This is a genomic window from Streptomyces sp. NPDC002994 (assembly GCF_040611155.1).
Taxonomy (GTDB): Bacteria; Actinomycetota; Actinomycetes; order Streptomycetales; family Streptomycetaceae; genus Streptomyces.
In genome coordinates this window covers 155,957-171,329 of record NZ_JBEXNQ010000004.1, presented here as the reverse complement: position 1 = coordinate 171,329, position 15,373 = coordinate 155,957, and the positions used below count along the sequence as shown (strand labels likewise).

At 68.8% G+C, this 15,373-nt stretch carries 16 protein-coding genes; 5 read left to right on the top strand and 11 right to left on the bottom strand.

Annotated features, from left to right (window positions below; all coding sequences use genetic code 11):
• Positions 1 to 62: 62 nt before the first annotated feature.
• Positions 63 to 548, top strand: a complete 486-nt coding sequence (locus tag ABZX79_RS06360; RefSeq protein WP_355252481.1) for an Lrp/AsnC family transcriptional regulator — start codon at positions 63 to 65, stop codon at positions 546 to 548.
• Between the two features lie 33 nt (positions 549 to 581).
• On the opposite strand, the gene ABZX79_RS06355 is transcribed toward ABZX79_RS06360, so the two are convergent.
• On the bottom strand, positions 582 to 1,181 hold the full coding sequence (locus tag ABZX79_RS06355; RefSeq protein WP_355252478.1) for a hypothetical protein: 600 nt from the start codon (positions 1,179 to 1,181) through the stop codon (positions 582 to 584).
• Between the two features lie 45 nt (positions 1,182 to 1,226).
• On the bottom strand, positions 1,227 to 2,150 hold the full coding sequence (htpX, locus tag ABZX79_RS06350; RefSeq protein ID WP_355252475.1) for a zinc metalloprotease HtpX: 924 nt from the start codon (positions 2,148 to 2,150) through the stop codon (positions 1,227 to 1,229).
• Between the two features lie 206 nt (positions 2,151 to 2,356).
• Here htpX and ABZX79_RS06345 point away from each other — a divergent pair, with 206 nt between their 5' ends.
• Complete coding sequence (locus ABZX79_RS06345; RefSeq protein ID WP_355252472.1) at positions 2,357 to 3,259, top strand: class I SAM-dependent methyltransferase; 903 nt, start codon at positions 2,357 to 2,359, stop codon at positions 3,257 to 3,259.
• A gap of 168 nt (positions 3,260 to 3,427) precedes the next feature.
• Positions 3,428 to 3,634, top strand: a complete 207-nt coding sequence (locus ABZX79_RS06340; protein ID WP_355252469.1) for a hypothetical protein — start codon at positions 3,428 to 3,430, stop codon at positions 3,632 to 3,634.
• Positions 3,635 to 3,679: 45 nt separating this feature from the next.
• On the opposite strand, the gene ABZX79_RS06335 is transcribed toward ABZX79_RS06340, so the two are convergent.
• Positions 3,680 to 4,885, bottom strand: coding sequence for an erythromycin esterase family protein (locus tag ABZX79_RS06335; RefSeq protein ID WP_355252466.1), 1,206 nt, complete (start codon positions 4,883 to 4,885; stop codon positions 3,680 to 3,682).
• An 80-nt stretch (positions 4,886 to 4,965) separates the two neighbouring features.
• On the opposite strand from ABZX79_RS06335, the gene ABZX79_RS06330 reads away from it, so the two are divergent.
• A complete protein-coding gene (locus tag ABZX79_RS06330; protein WP_355252463.1) occupies positions 4,966 to 5,703 on the top strand; it encodes a TioE family transcriptional regulator in 738 nt (245 codons plus the stop codon).
• A 249-nt stretch (positions 5,704 to 5,952) separates the two neighbouring features.
• Here the strand turns inward: ABZX79_RS06330 and ABZX79_RS06325 are convergent, their stop codons facing one another.
• The 3 genes from ABZX79_RS06325 to ABZX79_RS06315 all read right to left on the bottom strand — a co-directional run bounded on the left by ABZX79_RS06325 (position 5,953) and on the right by ABZX79_RS06315 (position 8,497).
• Positions 5,953 to 6,597: a hypothetical protein gene (locus ABZX79_RS06325; protein ID WP_355252460.1), complete on the bottom strand. Its 645-nt coding sequence runs from the start codon at positions 6,595 to 6,597 to the stop codon at positions 5,953 to 5,955.
• Between the two features lie 360 nt (positions 6,598 to 6,957).
• Positions 6,958 to 7,869, bottom strand: a complete 912-nt coding sequence (locus ABZX79_RS06320) for an alpha/beta hydrolase (RefSeq protein WP_355252457.1) — start codon at positions 7,867 to 7,869, stop codon at positions 6,958 to 6,960.
• A gap of 67 nt (positions 7,870 to 7,936) precedes the next feature.
• On the bottom strand, positions 7,937 to 8,497 hold the full coding sequence (locus ABZX79_RS06315) for a quercetin 2,3-dioxygenase (protein WP_355252455.1): 561 nt from the start codon (positions 8,495 to 8,497) through the stop codon (positions 7,937 to 7,939).
• A 209-nt stretch (positions 8,498 to 8,706) separates the two neighbouring features.
• Here ABZX79_RS06315 and ABZX79_RS06310 point away from each other — a divergent pair, with 209 nt between their 5' ends.
• Positions 8,707 to 10,128 (top strand): alkaline phosphatase PhoX, encoded by a 1,422-nt coding sequence (locus ABZX79_RS06310; RefSeq protein ID WP_355252452.1) that lies wholly within the window; start codon positions 8,707 to 8,709, stop codon positions 10,126 to 10,128.
• 190 nt (positions 10,129 to 10,318) lie between these two features.
• Here ABZX79_RS06310 and ABZX79_RS06305 read toward each other — a convergent pair whose 3' ends face one another.
• From ABZX79_RS06305 to ABZX79_RS06285, 5 genes are all read right to left on the bottom strand, one after another.
• Positions 10,319 to 11,164 (bottom strand): IclR family transcriptional regulator, encoded by an 846-nt coding sequence (locus ABZX79_RS06305; protein WP_355252449.1) that lies wholly within the window; start codon positions 11,162 to 11,164, stop codon positions 10,319 to 10,321.
• A 46-nt stretch (positions 11,165 to 11,210) separates the two neighbouring features.
• Entirely contained in the window at positions 11,211 to 11,363 is a 153-nt protein-coding gene (locus ABZX79_RS06300; protein ID WP_355252446.1) for a hypothetical protein, read from the bottom strand.
• A 451-nt stretch (positions 11,364 to 11,814) separates the two neighbouring features.
• Positions 11,815 to 12,264 carry an SRPBCC family protein gene (locus tag ABZX79_RS06295; RefSeq protein WP_355252931.1) on the bottom strand — a complete coding sequence of 150 codons (450 nt, stop codon included), beginning with the start codon at positions 12,262 to 12,264 and terminating at the stop codon, positions 11,815 to 11,817.
• A 224-nt stretch (positions 12,265 to 12,488) separates the two neighbouring features.
• The gene (locus ABZX79_RS06290; protein ID WP_355252443.1) at positions 12,489 to 13,373 is read right to left on the bottom strand and encodes an RNA polymerase sigma factor SigF; all 885 of its coding nucleotides are present in this window, start codon (positions 13,371 to 13,373) and stop codon (positions 12,489 to 12,491) included.
• A 908-nt stretch (positions 13,374 to 14,281) separates the two neighbouring features.
• Complete coding sequence (locus ABZX79_RS06285) at positions 14,282 to 14,926, bottom strand: hypothetical protein (protein WP_355252440.1); 645 nt, start codon at positions 14,924 to 14,926, stop codon at positions 14,282 to 14,284.
• Positions 14,927 to 15,373: the final 447 nt, after the last annotated feature.

The window sequence follows — 15,373 nt, the reverse complement described above, 5'->3', positions numbered from 1 at the left end:
CGCGATTGCTATTTCCACCCCGGATTCCTAGCCTGGGGGCAGAATCTGCCAAGGAGTGCCCGATGGACGCCGTAGACCTACAGATCATCCGCGAATTGCAGGCCGACGGGCGGCTCTCCAACCAGGAGCTGGCCGACCGCGTCCGGCTGTCGCCGTCGCCGTGCCTGCGCCGGGTCCGGCGGCTGGAGGAGGCGGGTCTCATCCGGGGCTACACCGCGATCGTGGACCAGCTGACGTTCGGCCTTCCGATCACCGTCTTCGTGAACATCCGCCTCGAACGGCACACGTCCGACATGGTCGGCACATTCGAGGAGCACGTCGGCCGGATCGAACACATCCAGGACTGCTACCTCATGACCGGTGACAGCGACTATCTGCTCCGCATCGTCACCGAGAGTCTTGAAGCGTACGAGCGCCTCGTCCGCGACCAGATCCATGCCATCCCCGGCATCGCCTCGATCCAGTCCAGCTTTGCTTTCGGCAGCGTCAAGCAGTCCCGGATCTATCCCCGCCCCGCACCGCCCCGCCCCTCCCCCTGGCCGGCCTGAGCCCGACTGCGACCGCAAGGAAGCGTGGGCAGGTCAGTTCGCCCCCGCGAGCCCCGGCGCGCCCCACACCGGGAACCAGCGGGCCAGGTCCGGCTCGACCCGCAGATCGTTCGCGAGCAGCGCCCTGACCTGGAGTTCCAGAGCGTTGTCGCGCTTCTCGGTCCTCCCGGGCAGCGGCGCGAAGGGGTAGAAGGTGCCGCGTTTGTAGAGGTATATGAGCGCGAGGGCGCGGTCCCCGGCGGCCTCCCGGAAGCCGATCAGCGAGCAGAGCAGCTGCGGGCCGAATCCGGCGTCCTGGAGGAGGGTGTTGACGGCGTGCAGGTCGTTGACCAGTGAGGCCGTGTCATCGGCGGGGTGGCGGACGAGCAGCCAGGTGTAGCCGTACGCGTCCTGGCTGAACGCGACCGGTACGCCGCCCCGGCCGGTATCGGCGTCGAGCAGCTCCCGTACGTCCTGCTGGAGCGCGGCGAAGGCGCCGCCCTCCACGCTGGCGAAGCACACCGAGCCGATGCCGGTCGGGGTGAAACCGGCAGCCGCCTGGAGGGTGATCGCGGCGGCGGGCAGGCCGAAGAGCTGGTCGAGGTCGGGGCGTACGGGCTTGCTGCGGCCGAGGATGGTGTCGAGGAGTCCCACAGGAAGATCCTCTCTTCTGGGTTACGGACGGCTTCAGCGGCCGCGTTACGGGCGGCCCAGTTGCATCGAGATCCTGCCGAGCTGCTCCAGGCGCTGCTCCAGCGTCGGGTGCGAGGAGAACAGCCTGCTCAGGCTCTGCCCGGAGGAGAACGCCGGCGCGAACCAGAAGGCGTTGAACGGCTCAGCCTTCCGCAGGTCCCGCGTCGGGATGCTCGCCATCTGGCCGGTCACCTTGGTGAGCGCGGCGGCGAGGGCCGACGGGCGGCCGGTCAGCAGAGCGGCCGCGCGGTCGGCGGACAGCTCGCGGTAGCGGGAGAGCAGCCGGGTGAGCAGGAAGCTGATCGCGTAGACGACGGCGCTGACCAGGGGTATCAGGAGTATCGCAAGAGCGGCGCCGTTTCCGTCGCGGCCGTGTCCCGCCCGGCTGAAGCCGCCCCAGAGCGCGACCCGCGTCATCACGCCCGCGAGGACACCGAGGAACGACGCGATGGTCATCACCGCGACATCGCGATGGGCGACATGCGACAGCTCGTGCGCGAGTACGCCCTCCAGTTCCTCCGGCTCCAGGCGACGGAGCAGGCCGGTGGTGGCGCAGACCAGGGCGGTCTTCTGGCTGCGGCCGGTGGCGAAGGCGTTCGGTACGTCGCTGTCGGCGATCGCCACACGGGGCTTGGGCATGTCGGCGAGAGCGCAGATGCGGTCAATGGCACCGTGCAGTTCGGGCGCCTGCTCGGGGGTGACCTCGCGGGCACCCATGCTGAAGGCCGCGATCCGGTCGCTGAACCAGAACTGCGCGATGAACAGCCCACCCGCGATCAGCAGGATGACGGGCCACGACCCCCGCAGGACGGCCAGCAGGACGCCTATGAAGACGACGTACAGCAGCCCGATCAGGAACATCGTCGTCACCATGCGCGTGGTGAGCCCCCGATCCGGCACATAGCGGGAATGAGACCGGGTCCCTGGCATGTCAATCATCACCCTCCGGGCGGAGCGCTGTCGCCGTCCCCCTGCCTCGATTGTGCCCCTCTGGCTCATAAATCCGGGGTGAGTCGTCGGCCTCGCTCCAGGCCGCTCGCCGGCCCGTTTGAAGTCGGTCAGGAAACCGGCTCCTCGTAGAGCTTGCTCCGGGCCCGCGGCCAGATGCGGCCGGGACCCCCAAGGCGTAAACCGGGATGAAATCACCCCTTTGTCCGCACAAGCAGGTGATCATGGTGAGCGACAAGACCGTGCAGCCCGATCCGTCGAACGTCGAGCAGGCGCGCGCCTGGGACGGCGAGCAGGGGGCCTACTGGGCCGCACACGCCGATCAGTTCGACCGGGCGGTCCGCGGCTACCAACCACGTTTTCTTGGAGCCGCCGCCATCGGCGCCGGTGAGCGGGTGCTCGACATCGGCTGTGGGACGGGCGAATCGGCCCGTGCCGCCGCACGCCTGGCGGTCGGCGGACGGGTGCTCGGCGTCGATCTGTCGGCCGAAATGCTGCGGGTGGCACGGCGGAAGGCCGCCGGGGAGGGACTGGGCAACGTCCGCTTCGAGCAGGCTGATGCCCAGACATATCTGTTCCCCGAGGGAGAGTTCGATGTGGCGATCAGTCGCACCGGGTCGATGTTCTTCGCCGAACCAGTGAGGGCGTTCCGCAACATCGCGCGGGCTCTGCGCCCCGGTGGCCGTCTGGTGCTGCTGGTGTGGCAGGCGCCGGCCCGCAACGAATGGTTCCGGGCCTTCACCACGGCCATGGCCGCGGGCCGGCCCCTGCCCGCACCCGCGCCCGGTGCGCCGGGTCCGTTCTCCATGGCCGAGCCGGACGAAGTACGGGCGCGGCTCACGGCGGCGGGTTTCACCGAGCCGCGCTTCGAGGACCTGTCCGCCCCCCTGCGCTTCGGGCCGGACGCCGGGCGGGCGTACGCGTTCGTCTCCGGGCTCCTCGGCTGGATGCTCGACGGCCTCGACGACAGCGGCCGCCACCGAGCCCTGACAGATCTGCGCGCGAGCCTGGACGCCCACGAGACGCCGAGCGGCGTGCTTTACGAATCGGCCGCCTGGCTCATCACTGCCGGCCTGTCGCGGCGGGACTGAGCTGCCGCACCAACTGCGCTGATCCGAGACGAGCATGGAGTGCGCCCCGCCCACCGAGCTGCCCGAACCGTACTCTCCGTATCGCCCACTGGCCGGGCACGAAGGCGTCGGGGAAGGGGGCAGCGGCGGTGTGGTCGGCAACTGGGTGCTGGATCGTACCGGCGCCGAGTGCGGCTGGTACCGAGCTGGGGCGACGGCGACGGCGACGGCCGGGCGGCTCTGCTCGCGCTCACCTTCGTGCCGGCCCGCGAGGGTGTGGTGCCGGCCGAGGCAGGCCCGCTCCAGACCACCCCCTACGCGGACGATCCCGCAGGAGCGGCTGATCTCGCCGTACTGGTGGGGCTCCTGAATCGCCAGTCGCGACCACCACGGTGAACCAGTCCACCCCGAGCAACCCGGTAAGCCTTCCCGGTCGCGGCACTAGCACTCCGGAACGTCCTTGACGAACACGATCCCGTCGTTTTCTGCCAAGTGGGCCGGGTCCAGCGGGGAGTAGCCGAACCAGGGCGACACGCGGGCGGCGGGTCGCGCGTCGCCGAGGGCGGTGGCCAGCCGGGTGGCGTCGACGACGTAGCGGTCCTCCGGGAGCGCGTACAGGAGTCCTTCGACGGTGTGCGGTGGCGGGGTGTCGACTCCCTGGTGCCGAATTGTGCCGAGGGCCGTGGCCAGGAAGGCGTACTCCTTCCCCAGGCGGGCGTTCACGAGTGCGCCGGCGCTCCACCACTCCAGCAGTGGCTGGTCCCACATGCGCATCGTGCTCTTGTCGCGCTGGAGATGGCTGTTGTGGGCGTGGACCAGGGTCGGGTTCCGTTCGGCGACGGCGAGGAGGTTGTCGGCCATCATCGAGTCCCGCAGCCCGATCAGACGCGTCATGCGGGCCGGTGAGGTGTCGGCCATCCAGAAGTGGTAGCGCAGCAGGCCGGTGGCAGCGCGCCCGTACAGGCACGCCCGGTCCCAGTCGTCTCGCGAGGTCGCCGTGATCAGGTGCGGCGTCTGCGCGTCGAGCAGCGCCACCAGATCATCGGCGAGCAGCCGCAGTTCCTTGGCCTCGGCCGACTGCCCCACGGACTCGGCCGGGTCCATCATCGCGGCGGGATTGGTCCACCGGTCGTCGGCGCCGAGCAGGCGGTCGAGCGTTTCCGCGGTGCAGGGGAGCAGGTCCGCGTCCACCAGGGCGGAGAGGTAGCCGTGGAGTGCGGAGAGGGCATGCCGGGGGCTCGCGGCGCCGGTGATCTCCAGTGGGCCGTCGAAGCCGGCGAAGCGGAGCCGCTCGGACGCGGCCCGGCCGTCGTTGTACGCGCGCATCCAGCGCACGAGTTCACGGTTGGCCGCGGACGCGCCGAACCCGTGGCTGAATCCACGTTCCATGACCTCGTCGAGGGTGCCCGTGCCCGTGGCGACGTAATCGTCCACGACCAGGCCCATCACGCAGTCACTCTCGATCGCGATGGTCCGGTAGCCCTCCTGCTCGACGAGTTGCCGGAAGAGCTCGTTGCGCAGGTCGAGCAGAGTGTCCTCGCCGTGGGTGGGCTCGCCGAGGGCGAGCAGCCGCGGCCGGGCCGGGAGCAGCTTCATGACGGCGGCTGCCTCGACGGCATGGGCGGTGTCCTGGATGTCAGTAGCCATGCCATCAACGGTATCGTTGAACCCTCGGTTGAAACTTTTCCGCGATATTCCCGCGATACATCCCGCGATTCGGCAGGCTCATGGGTCAGAACCTTCAAAACGGCGAGCGGCTCAGGCCGATTGACCTGGCGCGCCGGCACGGTCTGTCCACGCAGGCCGTCAGGAACTACGAGGAGGCCGGCATCCTTCCGCCTGCCCGGCGCACACCCCACGGCTACCGCACCTACACCCCGCTGCATGCGCGGGCCCTGCGCGCGTTCCTCGCCCTGGTGCCCGGCCACGGCCACCAGACGGCGACGTCGATCATGCGGGCGGTGAACGAGGACGTGGTCGATGAGGCGTTCCGCCTCATCGACGAGAGCCACGCCCAGCTCCTTGAGGACCGGCGGACGCTCCAGGCCGTGGAGAGCGCCCTGCGCGACCTGGAGCCCACCGCGGCGTCCGGGCTGGACGCGGTGTCGGGGTCGCCCGGCGGGACGTTCATCGGGCCGCTGGCAGGGAAGCTCGGGATCCGCTCCGCCACACTGCGCAAATGGGAGCGCGCCGGGCTGGTGCGCCCGCGCCGCGACCCGCGGACCGGGTACCGCGTCTACGACGAGGCCGATGTGCGGGACGTCCTGCTGGCCCACCAGCTCAGGCGGGGCGGCTACCTGCTGGAGCAGATCGCCCCGCTCATCGCCCAGGTGCGGGCGGCCGGCGGGCTGGAGCCGCTGGAGGCCGCCCTGCGCGACTGGCACGGCCGGCTGTCCGCCCGCGGGCGCGCGATGTTGGCCGGGGCCGCCGAGCTGGACGCGTACCTCCGCGATCGCGCCGGATAGCGCGGGAACGGGAGCGGCTTCCGCCAAGTCCGGGGCGGCGTACGTACGAAAGGTTTGCGCGGCGGCGGCCACAGCGAGCCCGCCGAGGTACGGGCGACCGCAGAAGTAGCGCAGCCACGAGCGCGGGGCCGAAGAGCTGCGCGAGAAACACCTTGCCCACCTGGGTGGACTGAACCGCCGCGTGCCTCACGGCAGTCGCCCCACCTCGCCCCGACGGGGCAGCGCGGATGCACCCATTGGTCGCTCAGCTCAAGCAGCCCTGTAGCCCTGTAGCCCTGTAGCGCTAGGACCGGGCGGTGTCCTGGACGGTGGCCGTGGCTTCGGCGGTTTCCGCGCGGCCGGGACGCCGCGACCGATACCGGTGGACAGGTGCAGCAGGCCCCAGCGCAGGCCCGCTCCGTCCATCACCACCCGCAGCAGCCGGCTCGCCAGCAGCCCGAGGACGGTCGCACAGACCGCGCCGGCCGCCAGCGCCGGGACAGTGGCTCGGGTGAGCAGTCCGGGCAACTGCCGCAGCGCCAACCACACCACCGCGAGCAGCAGCACGTCGGCGGCGCGATACAGAAGCCAGTCGCCGAGTGGCGCGCCCGCCGGGCCCGCCCAGGAGTTCGCCCGGTTCGGCGAACAGGGTACGAGAGGACCATCAGGGACAGTGCGATCGGCCAGGCGGGCGGCGCGCGCCGGGACGACCTCCTGGGGCAGCGGACCGGCGCCCTTGGCGGTGACCCGCGCTGCGAGCACCGTCGCAGCCGCGGCGCCCAGCGCGGTCACCACCAGGACTTGCCGCCCGGAGGAGATGACGCTCGCCAGCTGAGGCAGGAGGCGGTAACTTCCGCGCCCCTGCGCGACGATCAGCCACGGCGCGGAGACGGTCACCGCCAGGGTCCCGGCCACGCCCCAAGGCCCATACCGAGAGCAGCGCGTCGGTCTGGGCCGTGTCCCCGATCGGCCAGTGCCGGTATCGCCGCGCGCCGGTCGCACCGTCACACCTGCTTGCCGCCGCGGCGCCCCCGGGTGCCGGCGGCCCCCCGGATCCGGCAGCCGACCGTTCGCGCGAACAGCACGCCCTTCACCACGGTGGCGCTCTATACGTCAACGCCGGCGTGGTCCAGACAGGTGGCTCGACGAGCCGTCCTACGTCGTCACCGCCGTGAAGCAGGGACTGATAAACCACCAGCGGATCGACGAGTCGGCACACCGGAGAACCCGTACGCCGACCCGAAGACCGCTGCAAGCGTGATCGGCAGCCGGTGCTTACGGACGTCCCGGCGATGGTGGCGCCGCGGTGTGGGCGCGGGCGAAGGCCAGGGAGGTGTCGAAGCACCGCTCGACCTCCTCCTCGGGCAGGCCAACCCACACATGGTCGGCGCCGGGCACCGGCTGGAAGTCCACCTCCACGCCGGCGTCGCGCAGGGCTGCGGCGAGCTCTTCGCCCTGAGCGAGTGGGATCGCGGAGTCGTCGGTGCCGTGGAGGATGAGGAACGGCGGCGCGGTGGCGGTGACATAAGTGACCGGGCTGGCCGCCCGGGCGCGGTCGGGAGCATCGGCGATCGCCGCCCCGATGAGCAGTGCTTCGGGAGTGCGCGGGTCGGCGGCGTCGTACGCGCCGGGCGCGCTCTGGGCGGGGAGGGCGGTGAGGTCGGTCGGCCCGTACCAGGCGACGCAGCCGCTGACCGGGGCGGTGAGCGCGAGCAGGGCGGCGAGGTGGGCGCCCGCGGATTCACCCCAGGTCACGATGCGGCGGGTGTCCAGGCCCAGTTCCGCGGCGCGGGCGTTCAGCCAGGCCAGGCCGGCGGTGACGTCATCGAGCTGGGCGGGGTAGAGCGCCTCGCCGCTGAGCCGGTAGTCGAGGCTGGCGACGGCGAACCCCGCCTGCGCCAGCCGGGCGAAGGGACCGGGCCGCCAGCCACGCAGGCGCGGCCCCATGTCCGTCCGCGTACCGGTCCGCCAGGCGCCGCCGTGGATGTAGACGATGACCGGCAGTGCACCCTGCGGCTCGTCGGGCAGCCACAGGTCGAGTTCCAGCGGGCGGGCGTTGGCCGGGGTGGAGTAGACCGCGCCGCGTAGCAGCCGGACGCCAGGGGCGGGGTGTGCGGCCGGCGGCAGAGGCAGCCGAGTGGGCGCGGGCGGGGTGAGCAGAGCGATGAGGTCGGGTGACAGGGGCACTGTTTTCTCCAGGACAGGACAGGGCCGGGGCAGCGGGCGGGGCCGGGGGTGGCTGCGGACTTGGACGTCAACTCCCGGTGTTCCACTGGTGGGTGGGCAGGTACCGGACGTCGAAGTTCTGTTCGGCGGCGCGGAACTCGTCCAGGCTGGGGACGCGGGGCCGGTGCGGGAGGCCGATGTCGTCGGTGGGGTCGCCGAGGCCTTCGAAGAACCGCTCGAAGGTGCTGCCGGGACCTGCGGCCACGCCGACGATCCGGCTGTGGTGGCGCTCGATGCGGTAGGAGTGCGGGCAGTTCTTCGGTACGAAGCCGAAGTCGCCGCTGGTGAGCAGTTTCTCCTGCTGTTCGCCCTGAAGGTCCTCGACGAAGAGACGTACCGCGCCGTCGGTGACGTAGAAGACCTCGTAGGTGTCCGCGTGGAGGTGGGCGGGGATGAGGTCGCCCTTGACTCCGTCACAGGTGAAGAAGTTGAAGGTGTTCTCGGTCTGTTCGCCGCCGCAGTAGATGGTGAACAGATCGGTGATCAGGTGGGCGCGGTCACCCATGCCCTTTTCTATGAAGTACGGCTTGCCCGGCTCGGCGGGGATGTGGGAGCGCGAGCGGTAGCGGGTGGCGAACTCCATGGTCATGAAAAACCTCCAGGAGGAGCAGGAAGCCGGAACACTAACGTCAGCCGACCTGACAATCAAAGGCTGGAGTACACCGGAACGCGGCAGGCAGACACCGCAACACCATCTGATCAAACTTTGAATGAATAGAAGCCGACGCAGGGGTTCCCTGAAGGGTCTACGCGCGGATACCTTGTGCGCCTCTTCAAGACTTCACATCAGGAGGAAGCGTGGAACGACGGCATTTCCTTGCCGGAGGCACCGCTGTGGCTGCGGGAGCAGTTCTGGGCGGGCCCTTTCTTGGAGTGGCCAGCGCCTCGCTCAAGGGCGGCCCCAGGCCCGGCAGCGGCTACGGAACGCTCGGGCCGGTGCGCGACGCGCGTGACGGCGAGATCCGGCTTCATCTGCCGAAGGGATTCTCCTACCGGTCCTTCAACCCGGCGGGCGAGCCCATGAGCGACGGGTCCATCACCCCCGGAAAGCACGACGGCATGGCCGCCTTCCCGGGCAAGTTGGGCACCACACTGCTGGTCCGCAACCATGAACTGAACGGCCCCGGAAAGGCCTTCGGGCCGGAGGAGACCGTCTACGATCCAGCCGCCCGCGGCGGAACCGCCACTCTGATGGTGACCGGTCAGGGACGAGTGCTACGGAGCGCGGCCAGCCTCAGCGGTACGCAGATGAACTGCTCCGGCGGACCGATGCCGTGGGGAGCCTGGGTCAGTTGTGAGGAGACCGTCAACGGCCCCGACGTCGGAAACGACTTCACCGGCGGCGACAACAGTCTTCTGCAACAGAAGCACGGCTATATCTTCGAGGTGCCCACGGGCAAGGCCGCCGCCGCCCGTCCGATACGGGCCGCCGGACGGTTCCCCCATGAGTCGGTCGCCTTCGACCCTCACACAGGTGCGGTCTACGAGTGCGAGGACAACTTCGGGTTCGCCTCCGGCTTCTACCGCTATCTGCCGCCGCGCGATCCGCGGACCACGGGGAAACTGCTGGACGGCGGACGGCTCCAGATGCTGGCTGTGCGCGGCGAGGAGAACGCGGACCTCTCGCTCGGCCAGCGGCCGGGCGCGGCCTACCGGGTGTCCTGGGTGGACATAGACGACCCCGACCCGGACTTCGCGCCGGGAACGGCCAATGCCACGGCGATGCAAGCGGTCGGCTCGCAGGGCCGGGCCAAGGGTGCGGCGATCTTTTCCCGGCTGGAAGGGTGCGTCTACCACCGTGGCGTCGTGTACTTCGTCTCAACCCAAGGCGGCGCGACCGCAGCGGGTGATGCGGCACCCAGCGGCTTCGGCGACGGCCGCGGCCAGGTGTGGGCGTACGACACGCAAGAGAACATGCTTCGACTCATGTACGAGTCTCCACACTCGATGACCCTCGATCTGCCGGACAACGTCACCGCCAGTCCGCGCGGCACCCTCGTGCTGTGTGAGGACGGCGACGGGGGCAACTACCTGCGTGGACTTACTCCCGCCGGCTCCATCTTCGACTTCGCACGCCTGGAACCCCTCACAGATGACCCTGACGCCGAATTCGCAGGCTCGACCTTCGCGCCCGACGGCAGGACACTCTTCGTGAACATCCAGTCAAAAATCGGGATGAGCATCGCCATCTGGGGTCCCTGGCAACGCGGCGGCTTCTGAACAGCTGCGTTCCTGGGGGCGCCCCAACGTCACCTTGTTATGAACGGCGATCAGGTCGCCAGTCGACAGTTCTGCGCGACCTGATCGCCGCGGCGCGTCGCCATCCCGGGGCGACGGCCCATGACAGAGCAGACGTACGGCAAGGCGGTCACCGATCGCCCCAGGCACCGAAGCTGCTGACAGTCGCGCTTCAGGCCCTTGGCGCGACCATGGCCCGGGAGATCGCCCGGGCGCTGGTACACACCAGCCGGGCCAGCGCGTGCGGAGAGGTGCTGCCGTGGCGTACCACGAGCGAGACGGCGGCGATCACCGCACCGTCGCTGCCGTGCACGGGTGCGGCGACCGACACGGCGTCCATCGTGACCTGGCGGTCACTGACCACGTAGCCGTTGGTCCGCGTCTCGGCCAGCATGCGCCGCAACGCACGCGGATCGGTGACCGTACACGGCGTGAAACGCTCGAAGGGACCGGCGAGCACCTGGTCCTGCACCTCGGCGGGGGCATGCGCGAGCAGCACCAGCCCGACCCCGGTGGCCGTGAGGGCGAAACGCCCGCCCACGCGTGTGAGTACAGGGACCGCGCCGGAGCCCGCGATGCGCTCGACGAAGACGAGCTCGGTAGCCTCGCGCACCGCGAGCTGCACGTTCTCGCGGGTGATCTGGGAAAGATCCTCCAGGAACGGCAGGGCACGCTCCCGCAGCCCCTGACCGCGCGGCGCCAACGAGCCGACCTCCCACAGCCGCAGGCCGACGCGGTAGCACCCCTTGTCACCGCGCTCCAGCGCCCCCCAGGCGATCAGCTCGCCCAGCATCCGGTGCACGGTCGACACGGGCAGCCCGGACCGCCGGGACAGCTCGCTCAACGTCATCTCCGGACAGTCCGCGCTGAACGCACCGAGGATCTGCAGCGCGCGGCCCAGCACCGGCCCGGTACCGGACTCGGAACCACGGCGGGGCGACGCAGGGCGCTCCGCCGGGACCACCGGCGACGCTCCGCGCTCTCCCTGCGCGGATTCCTGTACGAGGGAGTGTTCCACCGGCGCTCCCCTGCTTCCCGTTCGCTGTGCCCCAACCCGGGGCGGATCATTTGACGGCCGCTTTCTCCACCGTGCCGGTCAGTGTGCAGCAAGGCAGAAGCTGCGTCGAGACCCGCACCGGCGGCACGGCCGGCAGGGTGGCCGTGCTGTCGGCGCGCCTGGTCGAGACGGTGACCTCGTACGAGATGGACTCCACCACGGGCCACGTACTGCGCTCACTGCCGACAGCCGACTGCCGCTGCCGCTGCCCGAAGTACGCCCGCTACACCAGGGGCGATCCGAAGTCGGTGTCGAGCTTCCACTGCACGAAGCGACCGGGCTTGACCGGCCACGCATCGCACTGGTCGTGGGCCGTTGTTGAGTCGTTGCTGCCGCGGTCGCAGATGGGGCGGCCGGTTCGTGACCGGCGGCAGATGACTCGTCGATTGCACGACAGTACGCGCCCACCAGCACGCGGCCCCGGCCCGAATCCGCCATGGACGGTGTCCGCGTGGGCCGGCCGGGCCCGGAAAATCCCCGGACCCGGCCCGAGAAGGTGGCCGCCATCCCCGAACGCGTCGACCAGATCAACGGCCGACCGAGATGCGGCGAAAAGCTCTGCCGCCCAGACTGCATTGTTGATCGAGCCACCCCCTACGTAGCAGGGCTGGTCAGACCTGGCCGCGCCAAGCGCCAGTCTCGGCACTGCGGTTCTCGATGAAGATCTTGAACCGGTTCAGGTCGCCGGTTACCTGCCGCTTGACGAAGCCGAGTTTGTCGCCCACCGTCTCGGCCAAGCCCTCGGGGTCGAAGTCCATCTGCAGCATGATCTTCGTCTTGGCATCGTCGATGCGGTGGAACGTGACAACGCCCGCTTGCTTGGCTTCGCCATTCACTGTCGTCCAGGCCACGCGCTCATCAGGAATCTGCTCGGTGATCTCAGCGTCGAACTCGCGCGCCGCGCCGTTCACAGTGGTGACCCAGTGGGTGAGGGTGTTGGTGCGCTGCTCGATCCGCTCGACGCCTTCCATGAACTGCGGGAACGTCTCGAACTGGGTCCACTGGTTGTACGCCGTGTTGACCGGCACGTTGACCTCGATGGATTCCTCGACCTGCGACATAAGCATGCCCTCTTCTCTGGTTTCGTCACGGCCTCGGTCATCGCCGACGCCGTGATCATCGGTTCCCAAGGACGTGCGTGTACCCCCATCGGTGCCGGCTATTGCAAGAACAAGGCGCCGGGTGTGGTACTTCACTGCGGTCTTCCCGCCCTGGTGCGGCAGGCGCTTCCAGCGCGCCACATCCATGGCGGCAGTCTCCAGACCAAGGCCGGAGTGTGGCCGTCTCAGTTGTTGCTGAGCATGCCCGACCGGAGTGTGGTCAGGACGCGGCTCAGCAGCCGGGAGACTTGCATTTGGGAGATACCGAGTGCGTTCCCGATCTGTGCCTGAGTCAACTCACGGCCGAAGCGCATCTCGATAATTGTTCGGTCCCGGTCATTGAGGCCGCTGAGCAGGGGAGCCAGGGCCTGCAGGTCTTCTACGATTTCCATCGCGGCATCGGGTTCGCCCAGCACGTCGACCAAGGCGCGGGCGTGGCGCGACTGGCCGTCCTCGCCCGGTTCGGTGGGCGTATCAAGCGAGCTGGCGGTGTATCCGTTGGAGGCGACCAGGCCCTCGATGACCTCTTCCTCGCTCAACTCAAGTTGCTCGGCGAGTTCCCTGACCGTGGGATCACGGTCAAGGACGGCGGCAAGGTCTTCCTTGGCTTTGGCGAGGTTGACCCGCAATTCCTGCAGTCGGCGGGGCACGTGAACTGCCCAGCTGGTGTCACGGAAGAACCGCTTGATCTCGCCGACGATGTAGGGCACGGCGAAGGTGGCGAACTCGACCTCGCGAGAGAGGTCGAAGCGGTCGATGGCTTTGATCAGCCCGATCGTGCCGACCTGGACGACATCGTCCATCTCGCCGCTGCCCCGAGTACGGAAGCGGCGCGAAGCGAATCTGACCAGTGAGAGGTTCATCTCGATGAGCGTGTTACGCGCGTACTGATACTCATGCGTGCCCTCTTCGAGGACCTGCAACTGATCGAAAAACAACTTCGACACAACCCGCGCATCCTTCGGGGCGACCTTTCCCGCGTCCTCGATCCAAGGCAAATCACCCACACGGACCGGACCATCAGTGGCCTGCTCCCGTGTCTCACCGGTTCTTGCAGAGAACGCCGTCATGTCTCTTTCCTCTCATAGCGACCATCTGAGGTTTCGCGCGCGTTCGCCGGGTACCGGAGAACGCGGCCATCAGCCGAGCGGGTCCGTGACGGCCACCAAGAGGCTCGTTTGGGCCGCCAGGATGACGACGGATCTGCCACGCCGTTACGCCGTCTTCGGGCGTCGTAGTTGTTCTCGACGAGCGGCCCACTCCCCAACCCTGCACCGCTGGCAGCTGCAGCGGTGTGCCGCCGGGCGTGCGTAGGGGGAGCCAGCAACAGGGCGGCGTCCGTTGTCACTCGACGCCCCTTGAGGTCGAGCGTCGATGACCACCAAGCCAGGGCCGCTCCCGGCACGGGCAACGGGGAGTGCCGCTAAGCCGGTTGAGCCTCGCTGGAAGCCGGCTGCCCGGGCTGAGCGGTCGATCCACGGATTCCTTTCCGGCCCCATGTCCTAAGTGGCTATCGGTCGACAACTCTTGGCCTCACGCCCCGGCCCTCAAAGACTGCTTGAACGTGTGCAGAATAGCAACTATTGCCAGACGGCAACAGGGGGCGACTGGCGCTACACATGCCCTTCACATACAACAAAGCCACCACAACCTGCGGCGGCTTCGAAGGTCGGCGTTGCGCGGTCGAGGATGCCCGCGGCACCATCACGTCGTTCACATACGACGCCCACCCCGCTTGCTCCGCTCGGTGTCACCACCTACACCTACGACAGCCTCGGCCGGCCAGCGACGGCGAAGAACGGGGTGACCACCGGCTGGTCCTACGACCAGGCAGGCAACGAAACCGCCACCGGGGTCCTGACCGATCGGTGACCTCGCGCGGTGTGCTTGCGCGCACCCCGAGGCGGCACAGGGACCAGACCCTGAGCCTGCCTGGTCCCCGCCCAGCTCCTGGGATCGAGAGGGCAAAGGTCGTCGCTTAACCGATGGTCCGCGTACGGCCGCCAGTTCGCTGGGCCGGAACGCTTCGAAAGCGCCGCGGACTCCGCCGATGTGCCCCTGCCTTGCGAGGCCCTTCATCCGGCCGTGCCCTGAGCAACTCTTCGAAGAGCAGGCGACCGGCGACCATAGCCTGGCGCATCTCCTCGACCTCAGCCGCTCCAGTAGCCGTCTTGTGCTTGTGCGCAGCCAAGTGCAGTTGCCTACAGCCGTCCACGCGGTACGGGTGATGTACGGACAGGGCCTCAAGCTGACGTTCGTGCGACTCCGCCGGGAAGCCGACGGCCACGGCCAGTTGACACAGCAGCTGATTGGCTTTCGCGACGGCGACGGTGGGGCAGTCGACGAACCGTTCTTGCAGGCCGGCCCATTGAGCGGCGTACTGCTCGCGCATCTGCGGGGTGAGACCCTGGATGCGCAGGTTGCCGAACCGGCTTACCCGGGCGTTCAGTTCCCGTTCTGTCGCTTTGGCGTTTCCGTTGTACTGAGAGGCGACTGCATCGAACTCTGGCCCGAACCGGTTTCTGAGGTGGCCGGAGCGTGACTGTGTCACTGGTGGGACGAGCATGAGTGCAGTGATGATCGCTACGACCATGCCGAAGATGATTCCGGTGCCCATGGACATGTGTCCCGCCTTTCTCTGAGGTTCCTCAGGAGGCTTTCGTTACGCAGTGTTACCCGGATACCGGCCGCAAAACACACTGGGTGATGCCAGGCGCAGCGTTTCCTCCATTCGGAGTCGTCAACGAGGCAGAGTTGCCGCCACCACTTTGCCGCCGTCGGGACATGGCTGAGCCATCGGGCACGCGTGGGCCGCGGCGTGTCAACGAGAGCGCTCATAGGGAAGTTTGCTGCAAGGGCCACTCGAACGGGCCCCCATGGAGAGCGCCCTGTGGCTCTACAGCTTTGCCGGGCCGATGACGGTGAGCCCGCAGGCGTTGCCGGAGGCTGAAGTCGACAACCATGCGCCCCCCTCAGTTCCTCCGAAGCACAGTTTTGTGCGACCATCCGGCAATGGACCTCGCCCCTCTTGAGCTGGCCGTCAACCGTCTACGTGACGCCGAAGCCGCAG